We start from the raw sequence: 22,945 nt of genomic DNA, 5'->3' as shown, positions 1-22,945 counted from the left end.
TCTTTTATAAGTTTTCTCCATTTGAAGCAATTACTTCTTTATACCAGTCGAAGGATTTTTTCTTTCTTCTTGCAAGAGTTCCGGTTCCATCATCATATTTTTCTACATAGATGAAGCCATATCTCTTTGCCATTTCTCCGGTGGATGCACTTACTAAATCAATGCAGCCCCATGGTGTATATCCCATCAGGTCAACGCCATCTTTTACCGCTTCTTTCATCTCTTTGATATGATCCCGCAGATAATCGATACGGTAATCATCCTGAATGCTTCCATCTTCTTCTAATTTGTCATAAGCGCCAAGGCCATTTTCTACTACCATAACCGGAATCTGATAACGGTCATAAATTTCATTTAAGGAATAATGTAAGCCCTGTGGGTCAATCTGCCAGCCCCAGTCACTTGCCTTAAGATATGGATTTTTAAGACCGGCAATCAGGTTTCCATCCGTCTGCTCGCCATTTGGATCTTTTGATACACAACTGCTCATATAATAGCTGAGGGTATAGAAATCCACACAGCCTTCCCGCAGAATTTCTTCATCGCCCGGTTCCATTTTAACATGAATATTATTTTCTTCAAAATACCGCTCCATATACGCCGGATATTCTCCTCTTACCTGCACATCGGAACAGAACCAGTTCATAATCCGCATTTCCTTCTGTGTTGCTAACACATCCTCCGGATTGCAGGTAAATGGATACTTGGTCATAAAGACATTCATATCACCGATAAGATATTCCGGATATTTTTCATGTGCTAATTTTACTGCTTTTGCGCTGGCAACAAACTGATGATGCAATGCCTGGAAACGAACCTTCGGGTCATCCGGAATCTCAGTAATTTTTCCCTCATAGCCTTTTACAGTTCCAAGGGAAAGCAGGTTGCCAAGCGGTGTGGTTCCACCATTGATTTCATTGAAAGTCAGCCAGTATTTTACTTTGCCCTGATATCTTTCGAAAATTGCCTTGCAGTAATTCAAGAAATAATCAATACATTCTCTGGCTTCCCAGCCATTGTATTTTTCAATCAGTGCATATGGCATTTCATAATGGGAAATGGTTACCAGCGGCTCAATGCCATATTTTAAACATTCATCAAATACTTTATCGTAGAATGCCAGTCCTGCTTCGTTTGGTTCATTCTCCATTCCGGTCGGGAAAATTCTTGTCCATGCAATGGATAAACGGAATACTTTAAATCCCATTTCTGCAAATAATGCAATATCCTCTTTGTAATGATGATAGAAATCAATTGCTTCGTGGCTCGGATAGAGATATTCCGGATGAATGGTTCTTGTTACCTTTTTCGGCTCGGTATGGGAACCATTCGTACACATATCAGAAACAGATGCTCCTTTTCCATCTACATCCCATGCTCCCTCAAACTGATTGGCTGCGGTTGCACCGCCCCAGAGAAAATCTTTACGAAATGTCTTCATTGCTTTTTCCTCCTGCTTCTTATTATTTTTATTTGTAAAAATTTATAATTTCTGTTTTTATATTTTTCTTTTCTCATTCTGCCCTGCAATAAGGCTTCTGATTTTGCTGGATAGAGCACGAGCCCTTTATCAGAGCCCGCACCCTTAGGTATAAAAAACTATGGAAAACTAATTTATAAAACGGTAATCAATGCGTCCAACGCTGCAACTTTCTTTGCATCTGTCGGAACTACATCTGCGTAATCTGCTGTGTTGCTGATGATAACCGGAGTCAGAACGGAATATCCTGCTCCTGTAATCTTTGCAATATCAAATTCCAATAAAAGGTCACCTTTCTTTACTTTGGCTCCCTGTGCTACCTTCGGTGTAAATCCTTCTCCATCTAATTTCACGGTATCCATGCCCACATGAATCAGGATTTCTGCTCCGCCATCGGATACTATTCCAATGGCATGACCGGTTGGGAAGAAGGTTACTACTTCGCCATCACATGGTGCATATAATTTGCCTTCGGACGGGAGAATAGCAACACCCTGACCTAATGCTCCGCTTGAAAATGCTTCATCTTCTACTTCTTCCAAGGCTTTTACTTCTCCGGTAAGAGGAGATGCAATTACCTGGTTTGCTGCGGTTTTTGTGTCTTTCTTTGCTATTTTTGCTTCATCATTCTGTGGAGCATCATCATGATAGGTAATGTAAGTTGCTACGAATGCAACTACCATAGCTACTGCCATACCGATTAATACCCAGATCAAACTGTAAACGCTCTTTGACTCACCATCGATGAATGCCGGAAGTCCGAAGAATCCAAGACCACCCATCATATAAGTTTTAACTCCGGCAAATCCTATGATTCCACCACCAATAGCGGATGCAATACAGGAAATCACGAATGGTTTTTTCTTTGGAAGTGTTATACCGTAAATACATGGCTCTGTTACACCAAAGAGTCCGGAGATAAATGCCGGTAATGCAATATTTCTAAGTTTCTTATCTTTTGTCTTTAATACAATTGCCAGTACAACCATGGACTGTGCAAAAGATGCTGCGAAATATGGAGAAAGGATGAAGTCATATCCTAAAGTTCCATAATTAATCATTGCCAGTGGAACAAGTCCCCAATGTAATCCGAAGATTACCAGTACCTGCCAGAATGCTCCGACTAAGATACCTGCTACAAGACCTCCTACAACCGGAAGGTTATAGATTGCTCCGAAAATAATACCGATAATGTTGCAAAGGAAAGTAGATACCGGTCCGATTACCAGATAGGTAAGTGGAACCATTACTGCCAAAGTTACAACCGGAACGATAAATGTTTTAATAACGTCCGGAATTACTTTCTTTAATCTCTTTTCCAGCCAGGCAGCACAAGCCACTGCAATAACAATTGGTACTACCGAAGAAGTATAACCACTGGATGGCATAATAACAGGAATTCCAAAAAAGGTTGTATAATAATTCATTTCAAAGGAAGTTCCTGCAAACAGGGAACCTATCAGTTCTCCTGAAGTCAGATTAACCAGTGCCGGATAGGTAAGTGATATACCAAGTGCCATTCCGATAAATTCATTCATCTTAAATTTCTTTGCTGCAGTATATCCTAAGATAATCGGCAGGAAATAGAAGAATCCATCTCCAATGGAATACCAGAGCTGATATGCTCCGCTTGTGGTAACATCAATTCCTGACTGACTTGCGATAAAAGACCACAGCGCCAAAAGACCTTTGATAATACCTGCTGCACAAAGCACACCAAGGAATGGCTGGAATACACCGGAAATCAAATCAATGAGTCTTGCACCAAGCCCCATCTTCTCTCCGCTGTCTTCTGCATCCTCGGAAACAGCTCCGTTTCCGGCCAGATGTGCATGTTCACAAACCACATCATAGACATCCGGTACATGATTTCCGATTACTATCTGATACTGTCCGCCGGATTTCATTACTGTCACAATTCCTTCCGTTGCTTTTAATACTTCGGTGTTAGCCTTGGACTCGTCTTTTAATTTAAAACGAAGTCTGGTAACACAGTGCGCAAGGCTTATAATATTCTCCCTGCCGCCTACGTTCTGGATAATAATTCTTGCCAGTCCATCATACTTACTTGCCATAACAATCCCTCCATTTTTATTTTTTTATAGCATGTTCATTTTTATCTAAAACACTCTTGTGTTTTATTCATTTTGTAAAAAACAACGAATGTGCCTTGGCACATTCTCGCACCTGCGGCGATCGCTTGCGACATCTACCTTATACGCCGCAGTGTGCATCCTCGCGGAGCGTTTTTTAATTTACAGGAAAGCAATTTCCTGTAAATTAAAAAAGCCCAAACAAATAAAACTCTTCCTATGAGTCTTATTCGTCTGGGTTTTGCCGTCTTAACGTAACAATCCCTTGCCGAAAGGGTATTTACTTATTCATACTGTGAATCACACGATGAATGTGTACTGCCAGATAGGAAATCTCTACATCCGAGACTTCATAATCAAGCTTCTTCTTCATGTAACTCTTTATCTTCTGTGCACATTCGTAGGAACGCGGGAAACGATCCGCAATCAACTGGTCAAATTCTTCATCATTACGTTCACTGTCTTCCCGACTGATTACCCGCTGTACAAAGAATCTTAAATGCGTTACAAAACGCTCATAGGACAGGCTCTTTTCATCCAATTCCACCTGAAAGGTATATCTGACTATATTGAGTATATCCTTTATCATTGCCGGCATGTTCCTGGACTGATTCATCTGACCGCCCATCTGTGCATTTACCAGATGCATCGCAATAAATCCAGCTTCATCCTCCGGCAGCTCCACGTCTAGTTCCTGTTTTACAATATCTAAGGCTTTCAATCCCACCTGAAATTCTGCATTGTAGAATTTCTTCATCTCCCAGGAAAGCTCATTCGCAACAACGATGCCCTGCTGCTTTCTCTCTATGGCGTATCCCAAGTGGTCTGTTAATGTCACATAAATATTTTTACTTAAATGATAACCTAATGTTTCTCTGGCATATGCGATAACCAGCTCGGCTGTCCGGATATATTCATACGGCATGTCCTTTACCACCTGCATGAACTGGCTGGTACTTTCGTCCGGAAGGGAGAATACTTTTTCTATCTTTGTCTCATCTATTTCTTCTCCGGCTTTCTTTCCGAAGCCTATGCCCTTTCCCATAACGATGATTTCTTTACCTTTATCGTCCTCGGAACTGATCACATTATTGTTAATTACTTTGATAATCTGCATTACGTTTCACCTGTTTATGATATAAAAAAAGCTGCATTACACTCTAAATAATCCGACCAAACAATTATCTTAAAGTGCAATCCAGTCTTGCCTATCTCTAGTAACAATCCGGTTTGCGTCCCTGCTTATTACATTACAAATGTACTATATTTTATCAGAAACGTCAAGTCCGGAATGTAAACTTCGTATATAATATATAATTTTATCATTTCATTTTTGTGCACAATTCACTATTTTCCTATAATGATTCCACCGCCTGCGACAAATTCCCCATCATAAAATACCACCGCCTGACCCGGTGTCACAGCACGGACCGGTTCTTCAAAATGACAGCGGATCCTGCCCTCTCCGATATTTTCCACGGTACACATGGCTCCTGCATGTCCATAACGGATTTTACCTAAGAGACGTCTGCCATCAAAATCGGTAAGTCCCATATAATTGACATGGTCTGCAACCAGTGTATCCGTAAATACATCCTCTGGCGAACCTACCACTACTTCATTGGTTTCCGGTCTGATCTCTGTTACAAAAATCCGTTTGCCATATGGTATATTCAAACCACGGCGCTGTCCTACGGTATAGTGGGTAATTCCTTTGTGCCGTCCGATAATTTCACCATCTTTTGTCACAAAGTTTCCCTCTCCCGGAACTGCATCTCCAACCTCACGGTCAATAAAACCTGCATAGTCATTATCCGGGATAAAGCAGATTTCCTGGCTGTCTCTCTTATGAGCCACCGGAAGTCCCACCTCTTCTGCAATTTTGCGGATTTCATCTTTATGATAAGCACCTACCGGCATCAATGTATGGGATAACTGCTCCTGTGTCAGGTTATATAATGCATAGGTCTGATCCTTGGCTGCTGTTACAGATTTTGCCACTGCGAAACGTCCGTTGTCACATTTTGCAATTCTTGCATAATGTCCGGTTGCAATATAATCTGCTCCGATGCTTAAGCTTCTGGCAAGAAGTGACTCCCATTTCACATAACGGTTACAGGCAATACATGGATTCGGCGTTCTTCCTGCCAAATATTCTGCCACAAAATAATCCATTACATACTGTTTAAATTCCTGCTTAAAGTTCATCACATAATATGGTATTTCCAACCGGTCAGCCACTCTTCTGGCATCATCCACGGCACTTAGACCACAGCAGCCACCATTTTCCTGCTGCTGTGTCTCTTCCTCATCCTGCCAGATCTGCATGGTTACACCAATCACATCATAGCCCTGTTCCTTTAAAAGATATGCCGCAACGGAAGAATCCACTCCGCCGGACATTCCAACTACTACTTTTTCCTTCATATATTTAATCCTATCCTACAGGTAAATTTTTAGCTGCACTCACAGTTTACCCACACTGTCAGCATCCGTCAAGTGAATTTTACGGTTTCCTTCTGTCCCCTTAGGATTGTGACATTCTTTTTGATGCAGGCAGTCACATAATCAATCTGCTCTGCCGTAATTTTTTCATTTAAAGTAAGCCGCAATGCTCCCCTTGCAATTTCCGGCGGTACACCGATGGCTGTTAACACATGGGATGGCTCATGTTCTCCGGAAGAACACGCTGAACCTGCCGATGCACAGATTCCATCCATATCCAGCATAACCAAAAGATTCCCACCTTCTAACTCATCAAAACAAAAGTCCACATTATTCGGAAGGCGGTTGTTCCATTCCCCATTCAGCCTTACCTTCGGCACCTGCTTTAATACTGAATAAATCAAGTAATCCCGCATCCTTGTCTCGATTTCCATCCGCTCTTTTAAGCTTTCCATTGCCATGGCTGCCGCTTTTCCCATGCCTACAATTCCCGGCACATTCTCAGTTCCCGCCCGGACACCGCTTTCCTGGCCTCCTCCATGGATAAAAGGAGGTATCCTCTTTTTCTTTCGTACATATAAAAATCCGGTTCCCTTAGGTCCGTTGAATTTATGTGCGCTGGCACTCATCATATCAATATTCATTCTGTTGACATCAATGGGAATATGTCCATATGCCTGTACGGCATCCGTATGAAAACAGATTCCATATCTCCTGGCAAGCATACCGATTCCTGCTATAGGTTCTATGGTACCAATCTCATTATTTGCCATCATAACAGAAATCAATATGGTATCCGGCCGGATTGCCCGCCGCACCTGCTCCAAGGAAACCGTTCCCTTGTCATTTACCGGAAGGTAAGTAATCTCATAACCATTCTGTTCCAGATATCCGCAGGTTCTTAAAATGGCATGATGCTCTATTTTCGTGGTAATGATATGCCGGCCTCGCATAACCATACTTTCTGCGGTACATTTCAATGCCCAGTTATCAGATTCACTTCCTCCGGCTGTGAAATATATTTCCTCCGGCTGCGCCCCGATGCTCTGCGCAATGATCTGCCGGCTTTCTTCTATGGCATCATGACTTTTTTGCCCCAGATCATACAGGGCAGATGGGTTTCCATAACGACGCTCATAAAAGGGCAGCATTGCTTCGATTACTTCCGGTGCTGTCGGTGTTGTTGCTGCATTATCAAGATAAATCATTTTCTTCATGCTTCTTTCCCTCTGAGAATAGTTCTTTCTGCCTCTGATTTATCATATACTTTTGACAAATCTGGTTTTTCATGGAGGCTCCAATTGAAACCGTTGAAATCCATTTCAAATCCACTGATTACCGGTACTCTCCTGCTTACTGTGACCGGACTTTCCAGCAGAGTAATCGGTTTCTTCTATAGAATATTCCTCTCCCGCATAATTGGTGCAGAAGGTCTTGGAATTTATCAGCTTATTTTTCCGGTTTTTGCCCTCTGTATTGCCTTAAGTTCCTCAGGCATCCAGACCGCTGTCTCCCGCTTTGTTGCTGCAGCCGACCATAAAAATACCGGCATGAGTTACCTCTATGCCGGTCTGGTTCTTTCTGTGGGAATTGCACTCTCACTTACTGTTATTCTGATTTCTTATTCTGATTTTATTGCCATTCATATTTTAGATGAAGCCCGTTGTGCTCCACTCCTTGTTATTCTTTCCTACTGCCTGATTCCTGCTAGTGTCCATGCCTGTATCAATGGTTATTATTATGGGAAGAAGAAAACTCTGGTGCCATCCGTAAGCCAGCTTATGGAGCAGGTTGTCCGGGTCTTAAGTGTCTATACACTTTATCTTATCTGCCTGGAAAAAAGTTATCCCATCACGCCATCCATTGCTGTCTGGGGTATTGTCTGCGGTGAACTGGCTTCTTCACTCTTTTCCGTAAGCTGCCTTCATTTCAAAAAGTGCAGCAGGCATATAAAAAGAATTTTTAAGGAACTTTCCCTCTTTGCGCTGCCCCTTACCACCAATCATGTAGCATACCACTTATTTTCCAGTATCGAAGCCATTCTGATTCCCATCTGCTTAAAAAAATATGGCTACAGCAATCAGGATGCCTTGAGCGTCTTCGGCATTTTTACCGGAATGGCAATGCCAATGATTCTTTTTCCCAATGTCCTTGTAAATTCTGTCTCGGTGCTGCTGATGCCTGCTATTTCAGAAGCCTATGCAAGAAAGGATTTTCACTTAATCCGCCTTACTATTAAAAAAACGGTGTTTTATTGTCTGCTTCTTGGCTTTTCCTGTACCTTCGGTTTTCTTCTGACCGGAAAATGGATTGGACAATTCATTTTCCAGAACACATTAGCCGGCAGTTTCATACTCATATTAAGCTGGATCTGCCCTTTCCTCTATCTGTCCACCACCCTTACTTCCGTTCTTCACGGTCTAGGGAAACCGGGGCGTGCGTTCTACATTAATATGAGCGGCTGCACTTTACGCATTTTCTTTATCTATGCACTGATTCCAACATATGGCATCCGCTGCTACCTCTATGGCATGCTTGCAGGCGAACTGCTGACTACTTTTTTATCCTTTCTTGCGCTCCTTCGGTTTGCCAGAAAAAAATCGCAAAAAAACAGTCTGCTTTAGTCTATTGATTTTAAGGATTCTGCCATGTTGATACGTTCTAATTTGCCTGTCATCATACAGTTTACAATCCATGCAAAGCCCATCGTCAGCAAAACACTAAAGAGATAACTTACTGCATTAATCTGTACATTAAAGGATACCATATCAATCTGTATCTCACCCATTACAAAACGATGGAACCATTTTCCTAAAATCAGTCCCAGTCCGCAGCCGATAGCAGTTAAGACCATATTCTCCCGAAACACATAAGATGCCGTTTCCTTTGGATAGAAGCCTAATACTTTAATGGTAGCTATCTCCCTCACCCGTTCCGTAATATTGATATTATTAAGATTATATAATACGATAAATGCCAGTGCTCCGGCACAGATAATAATGATAATGACAATATAATTCATACAGGACATCATCTGTGAAATCCGGCTTAACATATCGGAATTAACGGTTACTGCCGTCACACCATCTGCTTTCATCAGTGCCGCACTCACTTCATGAATATCTGACGCATCCGGCAGTCTCACATACACGTTTTTAAATACCACATCCCCAATCTGTTTTTCATAGGATTCCGGTGCAATGTATACATAATTATAAATATGATTCTCACAGATTCCGGTGACTTTTAAGTGCATCTCATTGTTGTCACTGTCACGCAGCAGAATCGTATCGCCTTTTTTGACTGCATAGGTTTCTGCTACTTTCTTTGAAAGTACTGCTTCTCCTTCTTTTGGATAAGCAATCGGCTCCTGTTTCTTTGTATGCAGTGAAATAAAGTCTCCTACTTCATCCGGATTTTCCACTGCCACCATATGAATCGACTTAGTTCCTTTATCTGTCACCAGGTCAATGGTCTTTTCCATGGCATACATGCCTGCTGCATTTTCCTTTTCCAATACAGAATCTAAAGATTTAAGACCGGTCTCTCCCGGCATCTTTCCATCTTTTAATGTAACTCCGATGTCGTAAAGCTGGATTTCTTCATACTGCTGGTCTGCCACTGCCACTACAGAATCCCTTACACCAAAGCCCATCACCAACAATGCCGTACAGCCGCTGATTCCGATTACCATCATAAAGAAACGCTTCTTATAGCGGACAATATTTCTTACGGATACCTTCTGCAAGAATTTAAGTCTCTTCCAGATAAATGGTACATGCTCTAAGAATACACGTTTTCCGGCTTTTGGTGCTTTCGGCCGCATCAAATCTGCCGCCACTTCTTTTAACTCTTTATGGCAGGACAGCCAGGTCGTCCCAACGGAGCAAAGTACTGCAACGGTAAGTGAAACCAGTGCCAGTGGCAGGTCAGACACATAATAAATCCCACCCATTTTATAGACAATTCCATAGGCGGTTATGATGACTAACGGGAAGAAATGGATTCCCAGCACATAGCCGATTAACGTTCCGCTGATGGCTGCAGAGCCGGAATAGAAAAGATATTTTTCCATTATCTTTCCTTCACTAAAACCCAGTGCCTTTAATACTCCAATCTGTGTCCGCTGTTCTTCTACCATACGATTCATGGTCGTCATGCAGATTAACGCTGCCACCAGAAAGAAGAATACAGGAAATACATTGGCAATTCCTTTTACTACACCGGAATCATTTTTCAGGCACACATAACCCACATTGGTATTCCGGTCCAGTACATAAGTCTCTGGTTTCTCGATTTCATCTATCTTACTCTGTGCATCTGCTATCTGGTCATCCGCATCCTGCATCTGCTCATCAAATTCACTCTGATTCTCCTGATACTGCAATAAGCCGTCTGCCAGCTCTGTTTCTGCAGCCTCAAGCTGATCTTCTTTTTCTTCTATCTGTTCTTTTGCTGCCGCAAGCTGCTTCTCCCCATCCGTAAGCTCTGCCTCGGCAGCTGCCAGTGCATTTTTTCCATCTTCTATCTGCTGCTTTGCGGCTGCCAGCTGGCTTTCCGCAGAAGAAAGCTGACCTGCGGCTGCTTCTAATTCCGCATTCTTTGCATTTAATTCTGCTTCTGCACCGGCAACCTCCGTTAAACCGGCTTCAATCTGTGCCAGCATCTCTTCATAGCCCGGAGTATTTTCCGTCAACTGTGCTTTTGCAGCCTCAAGGCTGTTTCTCTGATCTGTCACCTGCTGCTTTGCTGCCAAATAAGCATTCAATCCCTGCTCATACTCTGCCTTTTTTGCTGCCAGTGCACTTTCCTGCCCGGAAATCTGCTGCGATGCGCTCTCTAATTCTGCCGCCTTAGAAGACAATGCATCCTTCCCGGACTGCAGCTCCGATGCTTTAGCAGAAAGCTCGGTCTTTGCAGAAGCAATCTGATTTTTTCCATCGGAGATCTCTGTTTCTCCATCCGTAAGCTGCTGCTTTGCCGATTCTAATTCCGCTTCCGCTTCTGCCCGCTTTTCCTCTAACTCTTCCTTCTTCTCATCCAGTTCGTCCTGTGCGTCTTTTACAATCTTTTCATAACGGATATCTGCCTGTTCCTTTGTATAGGCCTCCCAGTCTGCTTCCTTTGCGTCCATATAGGAATCATACTCATCGGAATAGATGTCATAATCTTCATCAAATTTAATATAGATTTCTGTGTCATAATCTACTGCAAATCCATCTTTTAATATATAGGCAAATCCGCTGATTCTGCCATTTCCAATGGATGTATTGCCACGTTCAAACTGGATATAGCACGGTGACTGTACCAGTCCGGTAATCGTATATTCTTTGTATGCAAATTTATCTAAATCATCTGTTGTATTATTTTCCGAAAGAACCAGCTTGCTTCCAATGGCATCCTCTGAAAAAAGTGCGGAATCTACCACACATTCATCAGCAGACTGCGGCATTTCTCCGGCAATCAGCTTCAGTTTATTGACCTTCTCTGTGATGGAATGCATCTTGATAACGCGCTCATTTTCTCCGGCATCCTTATAAAGAACCTCTGCCGATATGGCACCCTCTGCCGCCCGGACATCTTCTTTTTCTGCCAGTGCTTCTACATTTTCTTCTGTAAAGCCAAGTGTGGATACCAGACGATAATCATAAAATTGCAAATCCTTTAAATAGACATCCGCAGAATGCACCATGACCGACTGGGTAATCTTAAGGCCGGAAAAAAATGCAACACCCAGTGCAATAATGGCAAGGATAGCAAAATATCTTCCAAAGCTTTTCTTTATCTCACGAAATGTATTTCTCTTCATCATGGATTTCATATTTCAAACCCTTTCTTTTCCACATGGACTACCATTCAATCTCATCGACATCCACGATATGTTCATTTTTCTCTATCTTTTGAATGGTTCCGCTCTTTACGGTAATGACACGGTCTGCCATTGCAGTCAGTGCCTGATTATGTGTAATTACAATGACGGTTTTGCCCTGTTTTCTGCAGGTGTTCTGCAGCAGTTTTAAAACGGCTTTTCCGGTATTATAATCCAGTGCGCCTGTCGGTTCATCACAAAGCAGCACCTTCGGATTCTTTGCCAGTGCTCTCGCAATTGCCACTCTCTGCTGTTCTCCACCGGATAGCTGTGCCGGGAAATTGGCTTTCCGTTCACTTAAGCCCACCTCATCTAAAACTGTTGCTGCATCTAACGGTTCCTTGCAAATCTGTGCTGCAAGTTCAACATTTTCCAATGCTGTAAGATTCTGCACCAGATTATAAAACTGGAATACAAATCCCACATCATATCTCCGGTAACTGGTAAGCTGCCGCTTATTATATGCAGAGACTTCTTCTCCATCCAGATATACTTTTCCGGTGGTCAGATAATCCATTCCTCCCAATATATTTAATATTGTTGTCTTTCCCGCTCCGGACGCTCCTACGATAACGCAGAATTCTCCCTTTTCTATCTCAAAATTCACATCATGTAATGCTTCTATCGTAACTTCTCCGGTTTTATATACTTTACTTACATTCTGAAAGGATACAAATGCCATTTGATAGCTTCCTCCTTTTATTCTGGTTATTCAGGTGATTGTGCAAACGGAAAGTTATAAAAACCGTCTTTCCGGTTGCTTTGGCTGAATCGCTGCACTGTCCGTCGAAGACAGATGCCACATAATGCCTGCAAGGGACACTGGGAATTTCGCTATCATATTAATTTCATCCGGCAACCGGCACAAATTCACATCCATGTTCAGTTGTGCCTCGCTGGTACATCCCTGTACCAGCGTTGCCTGTTTCCTGATGAAATTCCCAGTGTCCCTAACAGCCTTTATCAGGCATCTGTACTTCGACGAACCATGCAGCAATTCTTACAAACATCAGAAAGATAGTCCTGATAACAAAATCTATCTCCTTCACAATCACCTGTTACATGCTTATTGTAATGGTAGCACAATCTTTTCACTTTTTGAAATTAAATTTTTCTAAAGTCAGGAAGTACGCTTTCCAAATTACACCTACAAAACCTGCCACCAGCATTTTCTTATGAATGCCTGACAACGAAAAAATCCACTTTCTTAGAATCACAGTCAGAATCTGCTATTCTAAAAAAGTGGATTATACATTCAAATATCCGAAAAATTTTTTCTTATAACAACGGAGCTATCACTGCATCAAACATACAATTTAAACTCTCTTCATATATCTCCTGATACGTGCGGTGAAAAGTTTCAGTAATTGCCATTGCCTGCTTTGGTACTTCTTCGTAAAGTCCAAATGCCGCCTCATATACTTCCGGATTCTTATCGTAAAATGCTTCTGTCATGGCATTTTCAAATTCAAATCGTGCGCCCTTGGAAAGATGCTCTTTAAAATCCTCTTTCCGTACATTTTTCACATAATCATCCTGAAATATATTTAATCCTTCTGCCTTGACTAATTCCTCTAAGCCTTCTTTTACATCTTCGTAAGTCATGGTCTTGAAATTCTCTACAAAGAATTTGTCAAAGGTCTCCTTATCCGGAAACTGCTTTGTTAAGCTCTCCATCTCTTTTTCCTCCTGTCTTATACCGCATGCAAAATCATGCGTTCCCGATATACCACTTCCATATGGTCTAATACTCTTCTCGCCCGCTGATACTGGTTATAATGTGTGCTGATAACGCAGACTTCCTTCGCCCCATTATAAGCAACTCTCTTATAAAATGGAACTCTCACCCAGTTCTGTGTAAATGGAATCTCATGGCTTACCAGTGTCCGCATCATCTGACTGCTGACTCTGGCATTGGTAGTTCTGCATAATTCCACATCCCGGTCAATATTTTTCCCCATGGTCTTCGGTTTGTTCTTCTTCATAATAATACCCTGTCTCCTTCTATTTGTCCATAATCTGAATCTCTACGGTCTTCCCCAGACAGCCTGCTACCTTCACTAGAAAATCCAGACTTGGATTATATCTTCCGCTCTCCAATCTGGAAATATTGGATTTCTTCGTGCCTGCCCGCTCTGCAAGCACTTCCTGGGTAATATGCTGTTCCTTGCGCACCGCCTTCAACTGACGCACCACATCCGAACGCGTCGACTGCTCCCTGCTCTTATTCTTCTCCATTTCTCACCTCAACAACTGTCTCTATGTTATCATATATGATAACTTATTGTCAACGAAAAAGAGCCTCAAAAAGGCTCTTTTTGAACTATTCTTCTATCTGACGCAGCACCTTGCGGAACTGGAAATAGAACAGTACAGACGTAAAGCTTACCGCCAGCACATCCGCTACCGGCTCTGCCATATAAACTGCCATTGCCTGATTGCCGGTAAAAATGTGCGGCATAATATAAATAAGCGGCAGTAATAATACGAATTTACGCATGACCGCTACAATAATGGAAGATACTGCTTTTCCCAGTGATGTAAATGCCATCTGACACGCCATCTGGATTCCGAATATCATAATTGCCATAAGATAAATCCGGAGTGCATTTCCCGTATATGCAATCAGTGCCTCATCCGAGGTAAACATGGCTGCAAATGCTCTTGGAAATGCCATCACCAATGCCCACAAAACAAAGGAAAATCCAACATCAATTTTCAATAATAAAAAATAGGCTTCTTTTACCCTGTCTGCTCTTTTGGCTCCATAATTATAGCTGATAATCGGCTGCGCTCCCTGACCCAATCCCTGTAACGGAAGTAGTGCAAACTGCATGACACTGGTTAATATGGTCATGGCTCCTACTGCCATATCTCCGCCATATCGTAATAACGAAGAATTAAAGCAGACTGAAATCACGCTCTCGCTTGCCTGCATAATAAACATTGCTGTTCCAAGTGCAATACTCGGCCAAATAATATTTGCCTGCAAAACCATATTTTTTCCTTTCAGGCGAAGATGCGTTTTCTTTCCGCATAAGAAAGCCAGCACCCAGATACAGGAACATGCCTGGGAAAGAACCGTTGCCAGCGCTGCTCCTTTTACACCCATTCCAAATCCAAAGATAAATACCGGATCCAGCACAATGTTAATCACTGCACCAATCAGTACCGACAGCATACTGGTTCTGGCAAATCCCTGCGCCGTAATAAATGCATTCATCCCCAGGGTCAACTGCACAAAAATCGTTCCTATAGCATAAATATTCATATAATCAGCAGCAAAAGAAATCGTATTTTCGCTGGCTCCAAATGCCAGAAGAAAGCCTCTGTTTCCAGCCAGCAGAAATGCAGTCAGTATCAGCGATACAATAATCTGAGTGCAAAAACAGTTCCCCAGCGTTTTTTCCGCCTTGTCCTTCTCTCCTTTTCCCATAAATATGGTTGCCCGTGGAGCACCGCCATTGCTAATCAGTGCTGCAAACGCAGATACTACCATAATAAGCGGCATGCATACACCAACTCCGGTCAGTGCCATTGCACCATCCCCCGGAATATGGCCGATGTACATACGGTCTACTATGTTATACATCATATTAATCAACTGGGCTGCAACGGTAGGCAATGCCAGTTTTAATAACAGCTTTCCTACCGGTTCTGTTTCTAAAAATGTTCTGTCATTGGTCTGTTCCATGTAATCCTCCTTACCTTCTACTCGCGTGACTACGGGAAACACGCTTAGCGAGTTTCTCGAGTTATCGCGGTGCTCGCCAAATCTGAACAGAAAAGAAGTTCGCCAAAGCGAGCTTGGCTCCTCCTTTTCTCCCAGATTTTTCTCGCTACTCGCGTAAAAAAAGAACCGACCAGTAGTCGATTCTTTTTCAAAATATTAATGCCGGCAGCGGGACTTGAACCCGCACGTGGTTGCCCACAACAGATTTTGAGTCTGCCTCGTCTGCCATTCCGACACGCCGGCATTTATTCGGTTCAGTCGAACCGAACAAATGAAAGTTTATCATATTTTCTAATAGATTGCAAGTTTATTTTTCCGGGTCTTTCATATTTTTCAAAATATCAAAGCAGTCAAATGTTGCAAAATAATCCTTCGGTGTCTCTGCACGACGGATAAGCTGTACGGAACCATCTTCCTTCAGAAGTAACTCAGCGGATTTTAATTTACCATTGTAGTTATAACCCATGGAATAACCATGTGCTCCGGTATCATGAATTACCAGATAATCGCCCATGTCAATCTTCGGCAACATACGGTCCACGGCAAATTTATCATTGTTCTCACAAAGAGAACCGGTTACATCATATTTGTGGTCGCATACGTTGTTGTCCTTGCCCAGCACGGTAATGTGATGATATGCTCCATACATTGCAGGACGCATCAGGTTTACTGCACAGGCATCCACACCAATGTATTCCTTGTGTGTATGTTTCTCATGAATTGCCTGCGTCACAAGGCATCCATAAGGTGCTAACATAAAACGGCCCATCTCAGTATAGATAGCTACATCGCCCATACCTGCCGGAACTAAAATTTCATCATAAACCTTGTGTACGCCTTCGCCGATAACACGGATGTCGTTTGGTTCCTGGTCTGGTGTATAGTTCACACCAACTCCACCGGAAAGGTTGATAAAGCTGATATGGCAGCCTACTTCTTCTTTTAATTTAACAGCTACTTCAAAAAGCTGTTTTGCAAGCATCGGATAATACTCGTTGGTTACGGTATTACTTGCTAAGAATGCATGAATACCAAAATTCTTTGCACCTTTTTCTTTTAAAATCTTAAAGCCTTCAAATAACTGCTCTGTTGTAAATCCGTATTTTGCATCTCCCGGGTTATCCATGATACCGTTGCTCATTTTGAACACTCCGCCCGGATTATATCTGCAGCTGATGGTCTCCGGAATCTTACCGATTGTCTTCTCTAAGAAGTCGATATGGGTAAAGTCATCCAGGTTGATGATTGCGCCAATCTTGTCTGCAAATTTATATTCATATGCAGGGGTATCATTGGAAGAAAACATAATATGCTTTCCGTCAAATCCCTGGGAATCAGCTAACATCAGCTCTGTCTGGGATGCACAGTCGCAGCCGCAGTCATACTCTTTTAAAATATTTAAGATAAATGGGTTAGGGGTTGCCTTTACTGCAAAATACTCACGAAATCCCGGATTCCATGCAAATGCTTCTTTTACTGCCTTTGCATTTTCACGGATGCCTTTTTCATCATAAAGGTGAAACGGGGTTGGATATGTCTTTACAATTTCTTCAATCTGTTCTTTTGTCACAAATGGTTCTTTCTTCATAATAGTTAGTCTCCTTCTCGCCTGCAGGCTTCCCGCCGCAGACCTCTTGCCTCAGCTAAGTAGTATTCTAAAATTCCCATTGTGACTTGTCAACCCGTCATTATCATTTTTATATTGTATCTTAAGACTTTTTCTCAATTATGATTCATTTCCCACATGATGTGGAAATGTCAGCGTCACTTTAAAGAAATCCCCATCGATAAGCAGCCCGAACGTTCCATTCATAAGTTCTGTCAGGCTCCGTGCGATAGATAATCCAAGTCCGCTTCCTTCCGTATTTCTTGAGCTGTCTCCCCGGACAAAGCGTTCCTGTAATTCCTCTCCGCTCATATGCAAAGGATTCTTAGAAACATTACGGAATATGATGGAAACATTTTTCTCATCCTGCTCCAGGTCAAGATATACTCTGGTTCCCGGCTGTGCATATTTATAAATATTGCTCAGCAGATTATCAAAAACCCTCCACAGATGTCTTCCATCTGCCAGAACAACAAGCTCTTCCTGCGGATGATGAATCACCAGTTCCAGATTCTTTTGTTCCAGCCGTTCTTCATATTCGCCTGCTGCCTGTGTCAGCAATACCTCCGGTACACATTTCTCCCAGTTCACCTTCAGCACTCCGGATGAAGCTTTGGATGCCTCAATCAGATCTTCAATCAATTTCTTCAGGCGGGCAGACTGTCGTGTCAGCACTTCTAAGTATTCCTGCACCTTCGGATTTTCCACATCCTCTTTGGTCAGCAAATCCACATAATTAATAATAGAAGTAAGCGGTGTTTTAATGTCATGGGATACATTGGTAATCAGCTCTGTTTTAAAATGCTCGCTCTTCATCCGCTCATCCAGTGCTGTCTGCATTCCGCTTCCAATCTGATTCAGATGCTCTGCATAATTTTTAAATTCTCCACGCATATGGCTGGTGTCCATCTGATAATCATAGTCACCCTCTGCAATCTTCTCACCACCCTGCTTCAACTGATTGAGATTTGCCAGTATGATGCAGAATATCAGGAAAAGTGCTGCCTTTTCTACCAGAAATACCAGAAAAATCCACTCCCAGTTGTAACTGTCTTCCAGCATCAGAATACCGATAAATTCTATGAAAGTAATGCCCAGTGCAATCACTACACCTTTATAAATAAACGGCATATGCTTTTTAATATAAGACAATGCCTGTTTCAGCCATTTTACAAACCGGCATAACAGCGTGTTGCTCCACAGCGTCTTTGTCTTATGCCTTACTGAGCAGCTCATGAGAAATACTAAAAGCAGGGTTGCTGTCAATACTGCCAGTATCACAATGGCAGCAAAGGAGCCTATGTCCGTTCCGTAAAATCCCCATATGTTTCCAAAAAATCCTGCCACACAGGCTGCAACGATATAAAGCATCAGTCCATAGAGTTCCAGCGGAATCTTATCGATAAAACTTCTCTGTATTCTGCCCTCTTCATCCTTCTTTCCGGCAGTCCGTACCAGCGTAACTAGTAAAATAACTGCTCCAATTGTACTTACTGCAAGTACCGCAAAGATTGCATAGCGGGTCTTATATGCAAAATCAATATATTTCATTTTAAAATACAAATCATCATGATAAGTCAAATCCCCCAGCGGGAAGAATGCCACTGCATAAATATCACCTCTTGAAAGATTTGCATCCTGTTCTTCTACTTCCGTAAATATCTGCTCCGGACTGTTTAAAACATCTATGGTAATTCCCGGATAACAATAACTGTCATAATTTCCCACGATTGCCATGTATTCCGGAATGACGCTTGCCAGATTTCCGTTTTCTATGGTACAGATTCGTTCCACGGAAGTATCTACACTCTTTTTAAATACATAAAAATTAAAGTTCGTCTCATCAGCCAGGCTGTATGCACAAGACCGCGCATCCTCTATATCATAATTTACAAAGTCTGAAAAAATTTCTGCTGCCAGATAGGAACCAACCTGCTCCTGAAAGTCTGCCGCTGTTTCCTCCTGGCTGTTTCGATAGATCTGGCTGTCTATCATTTCCAGCGTAAATACTGCAGATAAAAATGCAATTGAAGTCAGTAAAATAAATGCAATGACTGCGCTTGCTCTTTTGATGCTTCTTTTTTTCTTTTTCATGGTGTGTTTCCTCTTTCCATCTTATAGCCCTGTCCCCACACCACTTTTAAATATCGTGGATTTGCAGGGTCATACTCTAATTTTTCCCGAAGATGGCGAATATGCACTGCCACTGTACTTTCTGAACCAAACGGCGCATCTTTCCATACTTTGCGATAGATATCCTTTGGAGAAAATACAACTCCGGGCTGTTCCATAAACAGTTTCAAAATATCATACTCTGTAGGGGTAAGACTCACCGCATCTCCGTCCAGCGTCACAACCTTGGCACTGTCATCTAATTCAATGCCACCGATGGCAAGATTCTTCTTTGTCATGTTTCCACCTCCCAGCTGCATATAACGGCGCAGCTGGGATTTTACTCTTGCCTGGACCTCCACCGGATTAAATGGCTTAGTAATATAATCATCTGCTCCCACCATAAGTCCTAAAACCTTATCGTTGTCTTCACTTTTTGCAGTCAGGAAAATCACAGGGACATTGCTGTTCTCACGAATCTTCACCATGGTCTGGATGCCGTCCATTTCCGGCATCATAATATCCATGAGCACAAGATGTATCTCTGTTTTCTGCATCATTTCAATTGCTTCCCGACCGTTATAAGCCTCGTAAATTCCATAGCCATCCGATGCAAGATAGATTTTTAACGCGGACACGATATCCGGTTCATCATCACATATCAATATGTTATACATTTTCTTTTCCCCTTTCCAAGTACACCATTATTGTATCGAATGAACCTTTAAGAACCAAGGCACCAAGTCTTTAAGATTTCTTTAACATCACGCAAATACTGTCTGTATTAACACCATATAAAGCACGGTTCCCACACCGATGCTCAGTAAATTATTTCTTTTCCACACATGTAAAACGATAACTACGAAAACTGCAATAAATTCTGGCAGACCAAATGGAAACTTCACTACATTTACTGCCTTTAAGCAATAAATAACAAGCATTCCCACAACTGCAGGCGGCAGCACTTTTCCAAGATATTTTACGATTTCCGGGATTTCTTTTTTCCCACTGAATAATACAAACGGAATTGCCCTTGTTGTAAATACAACCAATCCGCAAACCACAATAATTAATAATGACCGTTCCACGCTAATCGGCATTTTCCGCTACCTCCTTTTCTTCCATCACCTTACGACCGGATAACAGAATTATCATAATACAAATCATGGATGGCAGAATGAAATTATCACTGCCAAAGATAAGCAGGCAGATAAGGGATGCTGCAATTCCGGTCAGCGCCGGCAAATGATTCCTGCTGGTCAGCCACTGCTCCACAAAAATTACGACAAACAATGCTGTCATGGCAAAATCAATACCCGTTGTGTCAAACGGAATCAGCGTTCCGGCAATGGCTCCGATGGCAGAGCCAATAATCCAGTAAAGCTGGTCTAACAACGCAATGGAAAATAGGAATTTGTGTTCATCCACGCCCTCCGGCACTTTTGTAATAAAGAATAAGGAATAGGTCTCATCTGTCAGGGAAAAAATCATATATAATTTCTTTTTTCCCATATCACGGAATTTTTCTATTAAAGACAGTCCATAAAAGACATGCCGGATATTTACCATAAATTCTAAGAATATAATCTGCAGGAAACTGACTCCCGGTGCAAAGAAATTAACCGCCAGATACTGTCCGCTTCCGGCGTACACCAAGATACTCATCAGGATTGCCCAAAGAAAATTGTAGCCTTTTTCCTGATACATCACGCCAAATGCAATTCCTATAAAAAGATAACCTGTCAATACCGGTATCGTATACGGAAATGCTGCTTTCACTGCTTTGACATAGCCATTTTGTTTCATTCTGTAATCCTTCTTTCTAATTCGCCCTTTCTACATCAAACACAATAACTCTACAATATGAGACTTCAAAAAACAAGTTTTTTATGCTATACTAGAATAAATTGTAATTTTAATACACAGCCTGGAATTCGCATCTTAATGAGAAAGAAGAATTTCAGATTATGAAAGGAGTTCTATCCATGCAGATTGATCCGATTACCGCTGCGCTTGGAAGTACCGCTGCTTCCACAACCTCTGTAAACGGTGTAAATAATTTTGAATCCTATTTAAATAATGCAGGCAACAATTCCCTTGCATCTATCTTTCAAAAAGCCTCCGATACCTATGGTGTCTCTGTTTCTCTTCTGACCGCCATGGCAAAGCAGGAATCCAATTTTCAGGCAAATGCCACTTCCAAATCAGGAGCCATGGGCATCATGCAGCTAATGCCTTCCACTGCTTCTTATTTTGGCTGTACCGACCCTTATGACCCGGAACAGAATATTATGGCAGGTGCCAAATATATCAGCGAGCTTTTAAATAAATACAACGGAGATACCTCCCTTGCTCTTGCCGCCTACAATGCAGGCAGCGGCAACGTAGCAAAATACGGTGGAATTCCTCCATTTAAAGAAACCCAGAATTATGTAGCCAAGATTACCGGCTATATGCAGGAAGGTGTCACTCTTCCGGACGGAACAGCCGTTGCTGCAAGTGCAAACAGCAATACTGCCTACAATGCAGGCACTGCAGATAATTCCCTTTCTGTTGACCAGTGGGATTCCCTTGAACAGGATGCCCTGCAGGATATTCTTGACCGCTTCTTTAATTATGATGACTATTTACGGTTTTTGAATATGTTTATGAAATTTATGTAAGATGACTGCAAAAATGCAACCCGGATATTTGTTGCTTCCTAAAAAGCATAGTTTTAGGGGCATTACAAATATCCGGGTTGTATTTTTTTTGCGGATTCCTGGAGGAGCTGGGAATTCTGGCTTCGCTGACTCTTGTCAGGGTAAAAGGCTGGCATTTCTGCGGTTTTTTACCCAATTCAAAGATTCTTACAGCTCCTTCATCATTTCCTGTACTAACTTTGCACAATGCTCTGCTGCTTTCTTTTCAAAAGTTGGATAATCCTCCTGTGCAGAGCCATCTGCTTTATCTGAAATTGCACGAATGACTACATATGGGATGTTATTTAAAGTTGCTGCCTGCGCGATGGAAGCTCCCTCCATTTCCGTGCAGTCCGGATGAAATTCTGCAATCAATGCATCCTTTATCTCTTTGCTGGAAATAAACTGGTCTCCACTTACTACGCGGCCTTCTGTTACATGAATATCCGGATTTACTTTTTTACATACCTCTACAGCAGTCTTACACAACTTTTCATCTGCCACAAAAGCAAGCTGCTCTAATCCCGGAATCTGTCCTTTTGCATAGCCTAATGGTGTCACATCCATGTCATGCTGAATAGCATCCTTAGATACTAAAATATCTCCGATATCCAATGCAGGATTCAAAGAGCCTGCTACACCGGTATTGATAATATGTGTTACATCATATAAATCTGCAAGGATCTGCACGCACATTCCTGCATTTACTTTTCCTACACCGCACTGTACCACTACTACCGGCATTCCGTTTAAATTACCCTCATGAAATTCCATGCCGGCTTTTTTTGTAATCTGGTCTGTATCCATATTTTTCTTTAATGTTGCTACTTCTAATTCCATCGCTCCGATAATTCCGATTTTACTCATGTTTTCTTTCCTCTTTCTGCTGATTTCCTACTTATGCATTACGCAATACATTTTTCATA

The 22,945-nt window shown here is 42.0% G+C and carries 19 protein-coding genes and 1 tRNA gene; 2 read left to right on the top strand and 18 right to left on the bottom strand.

The annotated features are described in order from the left end of the window. Positions 1 to 4 precede the first annotated feature (4 nt). The 5 genes from DWW33_RS03500 to DWW33_RS03480 all read right to left on the bottom strand — a co-directional run bounded on the left by DWW33_RS03500 (position 5) and on the right by DWW33_RS03480 (position 7,235). On the bottom strand, positions 5 to 1,441 hold the full coding sequence (locus tag DWW33_RS03500) for a glycoside hydrolase family 1 protein (RefSeq protein WP_022242409.1): 1,437 nt from the start codon (positions 1,439 to 1,441) through the stop codon (positions 5 to 7). A gap of 173 nt (positions 1,442 to 1,614) precedes the next feature. Continuing rightward, complete coding sequence (locus DWW33_RS03495) at positions 1,615 to 3,555, bottom strand: beta-glucoside-specific PTS transporter subunit IIABC (RefSeq protein ID WP_118638851.1); 1,941 nt, start codon at positions 3,553 to 3,555, stop codon at positions 1,615 to 1,617. A 298-nt stretch (positions 3,556 to 3,853) separates the two neighbouring features. Beyond that, positions 3,854 to 4,690: a BglG family transcription antiterminator LicT gene (gene licT / locus DWW33_RS03490; protein WP_022242411.1), complete on the bottom strand. Its 837-nt coding sequence runs from the start codon at positions 4,688 to 4,690 to the stop codon at positions 3,854 to 3,856. Positions 4,691 to 4,920: 230 nt separating this feature from the next. Further along, positions 4,921 to 6,000, bottom strand: coding sequence for a tRNA 2-thiouridine(34) synthase MnmA (gene mnmA, locus DWW33_RS03485; RefSeq protein WP_022242412.1), 1,080 nt, complete (start codon positions 5,998 to 6,000; stop codon positions 4,921 to 4,923). Positions 6,001 to 6,068: 68 nt separating this feature from the next. Then, positions 6,069 to 7,235: a cysteine desulfurase family protein gene (locus tag DWW33_RS03480; RefSeq protein ID WP_118638850.1), complete on the bottom strand. Its 1,167-nt coding sequence runs from the start codon at positions 7,233 to 7,235 to the stop codon at positions 6,069 to 6,071. A gap of 84 nt (positions 7,236 to 7,319) precedes the next feature. Between DWW33_RS03480 and DWW33_RS03475 the strand changes: the two genes are divergently transcribed. Beyond that, entirely contained in the window at positions 7,320 to 8,642 is a 1,323-nt protein-coding gene (locus tag DWW33_RS03475; RefSeq protein ID WP_118638849.1) for a polysaccharide biosynthesis protein, read from the top strand. Here DWW33_RS03475 and DWW33_RS03470 read toward each other — a convergent pair. The 12 genes from DWW33_RS03470 to DWW33_RS03415 all read right to left on the bottom strand — a co-directional run bounded on the left by DWW33_RS03470 (position 8,639) and on the right by DWW33_RS03415 (position 21,144). Next, entirely contained in the window at positions 8,639 to 11,839 is a 3,201-nt protein-coding gene (locus DWW33_RS03470; RefSeq protein WP_243088519.1) for an ABC transporter permease, read from the bottom strand. The two genes, DWW33_RS03475 and DWW33_RS03470, sit on opposite strands and share 4 nt — an antisense overlap. A gap of 28 nt (positions 11,840 to 11,867) precedes the next feature. Continuing rightward, a complete protein-coding gene (locus tag DWW33_RS03465) occupies positions 11,868 to 12,569 on the bottom strand; it encodes an ABC transporter ATP-binding protein (RefSeq protein WP_117840773.1) in 702 nt (233 codons plus the stop codon). Between the two features lie 596 nt (positions 12,570 to 13,165). Continuing rightward, positions 13,166 to 13,564, bottom strand: a complete 399-nt coding sequence (locus DWW33_RS03460) for a hypothetical protein (RefSeq protein ID WP_022242417.1) — start codon at positions 13,562 to 13,564, stop codon at positions 13,166 to 13,168. 17 nt (positions 13,565 to 13,581) lie between these two features. Next, on the bottom strand, positions 13,582 to 13,872 hold the full coding sequence (locus DWW33_RS03455; RefSeq protein WP_022242418.1) for a hypothetical protein: 291 nt from the start codon (positions 13,870 to 13,872) through the stop codon (positions 13,582 to 13,584). 19 nt (positions 13,873 to 13,891) lie between these two features. Then, positions 13,892 to 14,125, bottom strand: coding sequence for a helix-turn-helix domain-containing protein (locus tag DWW33_RS03450; protein WP_022242419.1), 234 nt, complete (start codon positions 14,123 to 14,125; stop codon positions 13,892 to 13,894). 85 nt (positions 14,126 to 14,210) lie between these two features. Continuing rightward, complete coding sequence (locus tag DWW33_RS03445; protein ID WP_117696893.1) at positions 14,211 to 15,581, bottom strand: MATE family efflux transporter; 1,371 nt, start codon at positions 15,579 to 15,581, stop codon at positions 14,211 to 14,213. Between the two features lie 199 nt (positions 15,582 to 15,780). After that, positions 15,781 to 15,863 (bottom strand) — tRNA-Leu (locus DWW33_RS03440). 64 nt (positions 15,864 to 15,927) lie between these two features. Next, positions 15,928 to 17,208 carry a diaminopimelate decarboxylase gene (locus DWW33_RS03435; RefSeq protein WP_118638848.1) on the bottom strand — a complete coding sequence of 427 codons (1,281 nt, stop codon included), beginning with the start codon at positions 17,206 to 17,208 and terminating at the stop codon, positions 15,928 to 15,930. Positions 17,209 to 17,346: 138 nt separating this feature from the next. Then, positions 17,347 to 19,320, bottom strand: coding sequence for a sensor histidine kinase (locus tag DWW33_RS03430; protein ID WP_118638847.1), 1,974 nt, complete (start codon positions 19,318 to 19,320; stop codon positions 17,347 to 17,349). After that, positions 19,317 to 20,015: a response regulator transcription factor gene (locus DWW33_RS03425; RefSeq protein WP_022242694.1), complete on the bottom strand. Its 699-nt coding sequence runs from the start codon at positions 20,013 to 20,015 to the stop codon at positions 19,317 to 19,319. The genes DWW33_RS03430 and DWW33_RS03425 overlap by 4 nt, the downstream gene beginning before the upstream one ends. A gap of 87 nt (positions 20,016 to 20,102) precedes the next feature. Beyond that, complete coding sequence (locus tag DWW33_RS03420) at positions 20,103 to 20,438, bottom strand: branched-chain amino acid transporter permease (RefSeq protein WP_022242693.1); 336 nt, start codon at positions 20,436 to 20,438, stop codon at positions 20,103 to 20,105. Next, positions 20,428 to 21,144, bottom strand: a complete 717-nt coding sequence (locus tag DWW33_RS03415) for an AzlC family ABC transporter permease (protein WP_022242692.1) — start codon at positions 21,142 to 21,144, stop codon at positions 20,428 to 20,430. The genes DWW33_RS03420 and DWW33_RS03415 overlap by 11 nt, the downstream gene beginning before the upstream one ends. Positions 21,145 to 21,305: 161 nt before the next feature. Here DWW33_RS03415 and DWW33_RS03410 point away from each other — a divergent pair, with 161 nt between their 5' ends. After that, a complete protein-coding gene (locus DWW33_RS03410) occupies positions 21,306 to 22,001 on the top strand; it encodes a lytic transglycosylase domain-containing protein (RefSeq protein WP_118638846.1) in 696 nt (231 codons plus the stop codon). A gap of 186 nt (positions 22,002 to 22,187) precedes the next feature. Here the strand turns inward: DWW33_RS03410 and DWW33_RS03405 are convergent, their stop codons facing one another. Further along, positions 22,188 to 22,886, bottom strand: coding sequence for a 5'-methylthioadenosine/adenosylhomocysteine nucleosidase (locus DWW33_RS03405; RefSeq protein WP_118087246.1), 699 nt, complete (start codon positions 22,884 to 22,886; stop codon positions 22,188 to 22,190). Positions 22,887 to 22,945: the final 59 nt, after the last annotated feature.

Origin of the sequence: Roseburia sp. AF15-21 (assembly GCF_003479505.1) — a bacterium.
In the GTDB taxonomy this organism is placed as follows: Bacteria; Bacillota; Clostridia; order Lachnospirales; family Lachnospiraceae; genus Roseburia_C; species Roseburia_C amylophila.
Note: the sequence above shows the minus strand (reverse complement) of the source record. Positions and strands in the feature narration are given on the sequence as shown.

Bases quoted from the DNA above. Each gene is read 5' to 3' on its own strand.
- DWW33_RS03450 (WP_022242419.1), bottom strand. From the start codon at position 14,125: ATGGAGAAGAATAAGAGCAGGGAGCAGTCGACGCGTTCGGATGTGGTG.
- DWW33_RS03410 (WP_118638846.1), top strand. From the start codon at position 21,306: ATGAAAGGAGTTCTATCCATGCAGATTGATCCGATTACCGCTGCGCTT.
- DWW33_RS03500 (WP_022242409.1), bottom strand. From the start codon at position 1,441: ATGAAGACATTTCGTAAAGATTTTCTCTGGGGCGGTGCAACCGCAGCC.
- DWW33_RS03465 (WP_117840773.1), bottom strand. From the start codon at position 12,569: ATGGCATTTGTATCCTTTCAGAATGTAAGTAAAGTATATAAAACCGGA.
- DWW33_RS03470 (WP_243088519.1), bottom strand. From the start codon at position 11,839: ATGAAATCCATGATGAAGAGAAATACATTTCGTGAGATAAAGAAAAGC.
- DWW33_RS03415 (WP_022242692.1), bottom strand. From the start codon at position 21,144: ATGAAACAAAATGGCTATGTCAAAGCAGTGAAAGCAGCATTTCCGTAT.
- DWW33_RS03460 (WP_022242417.1), bottom strand. From the start codon at position 13,564: ATGGAGAGCTTAACAAAGCAGTTTCCGGATAAGGAGACCTTTGACAAA.
- licT (WP_022242411.1), bottom strand. From the start codon at position 4,690: ATGCAGATTATCAAAGTAATTAACAATAATGTGATCAGTTCCGAGGAC.
- mnmA (WP_022242412.1), bottom strand. From the start codon at position 6,000: ATGAAGGAAAAAGTAGTAGTTGGAATGTCCGGCGGAGTGGATTCTTCC.
- DWW33_RS03425 (WP_022242694.1), bottom strand. From the start codon at position 20,015: ATGTATAACATATTGATATGTGATGATGAACCGGATATCGTGTCCGCG.
- DWW33_RS03430 (WP_118638847.1), bottom strand. From the start codon at position 19,320: ATGAAAAAGAAAAAAAGAAGCATCAAAAGAGCAAGCGCAGTCATTGCA.
- DWW33_RS03405 (WP_118087246.1), bottom strand. From the start codon at position 22,886: ATGAGTAAAATCGGAATTATCGGAGCGATGGAATTAGAAGTAGCAACA.
- DWW33_RS03455 (WP_022242418.1), bottom strand. From the start codon at position 13,872: ATGAAGAAGAACAAACCGAAGACCATGGGGAAAAATATTGACCGGGAT.
- DWW33_RS03420 (WP_022242693.1), bottom strand. From the start codon at position 20,438: ATGCCGATTAGCGTGGAACGGTCATTATTAATTATTGTGGTTTGCGGA.
- DWW33_RS03445 (WP_117696893.1), bottom strand. From the start codon at position 15,581: ATGGAACAGACCAATGACAGAACATTTTTAGAAACAGAACCGGTAGGA.
- DWW33_RS03435 (WP_118638848.1), bottom strand. From the start codon at position 17,208: ATGAAGAAAGAACCATTTGTGACAAAAGAACAGATTGAAGAAATTGTA.
- DWW33_RS03480 (WP_118638850.1), bottom strand. From the start codon at position 7,235: ATGAAGAAAATGATTTATCTTGATAATGCAGCAACAACACCGACAGCA.
- DWW33_RS03495 (WP_118638851.1), bottom strand. From the start codon at position 3,555: ATGGCAAGTAAGTATGATGGACTGGCAAGAATTATTATCCAGAACGTA.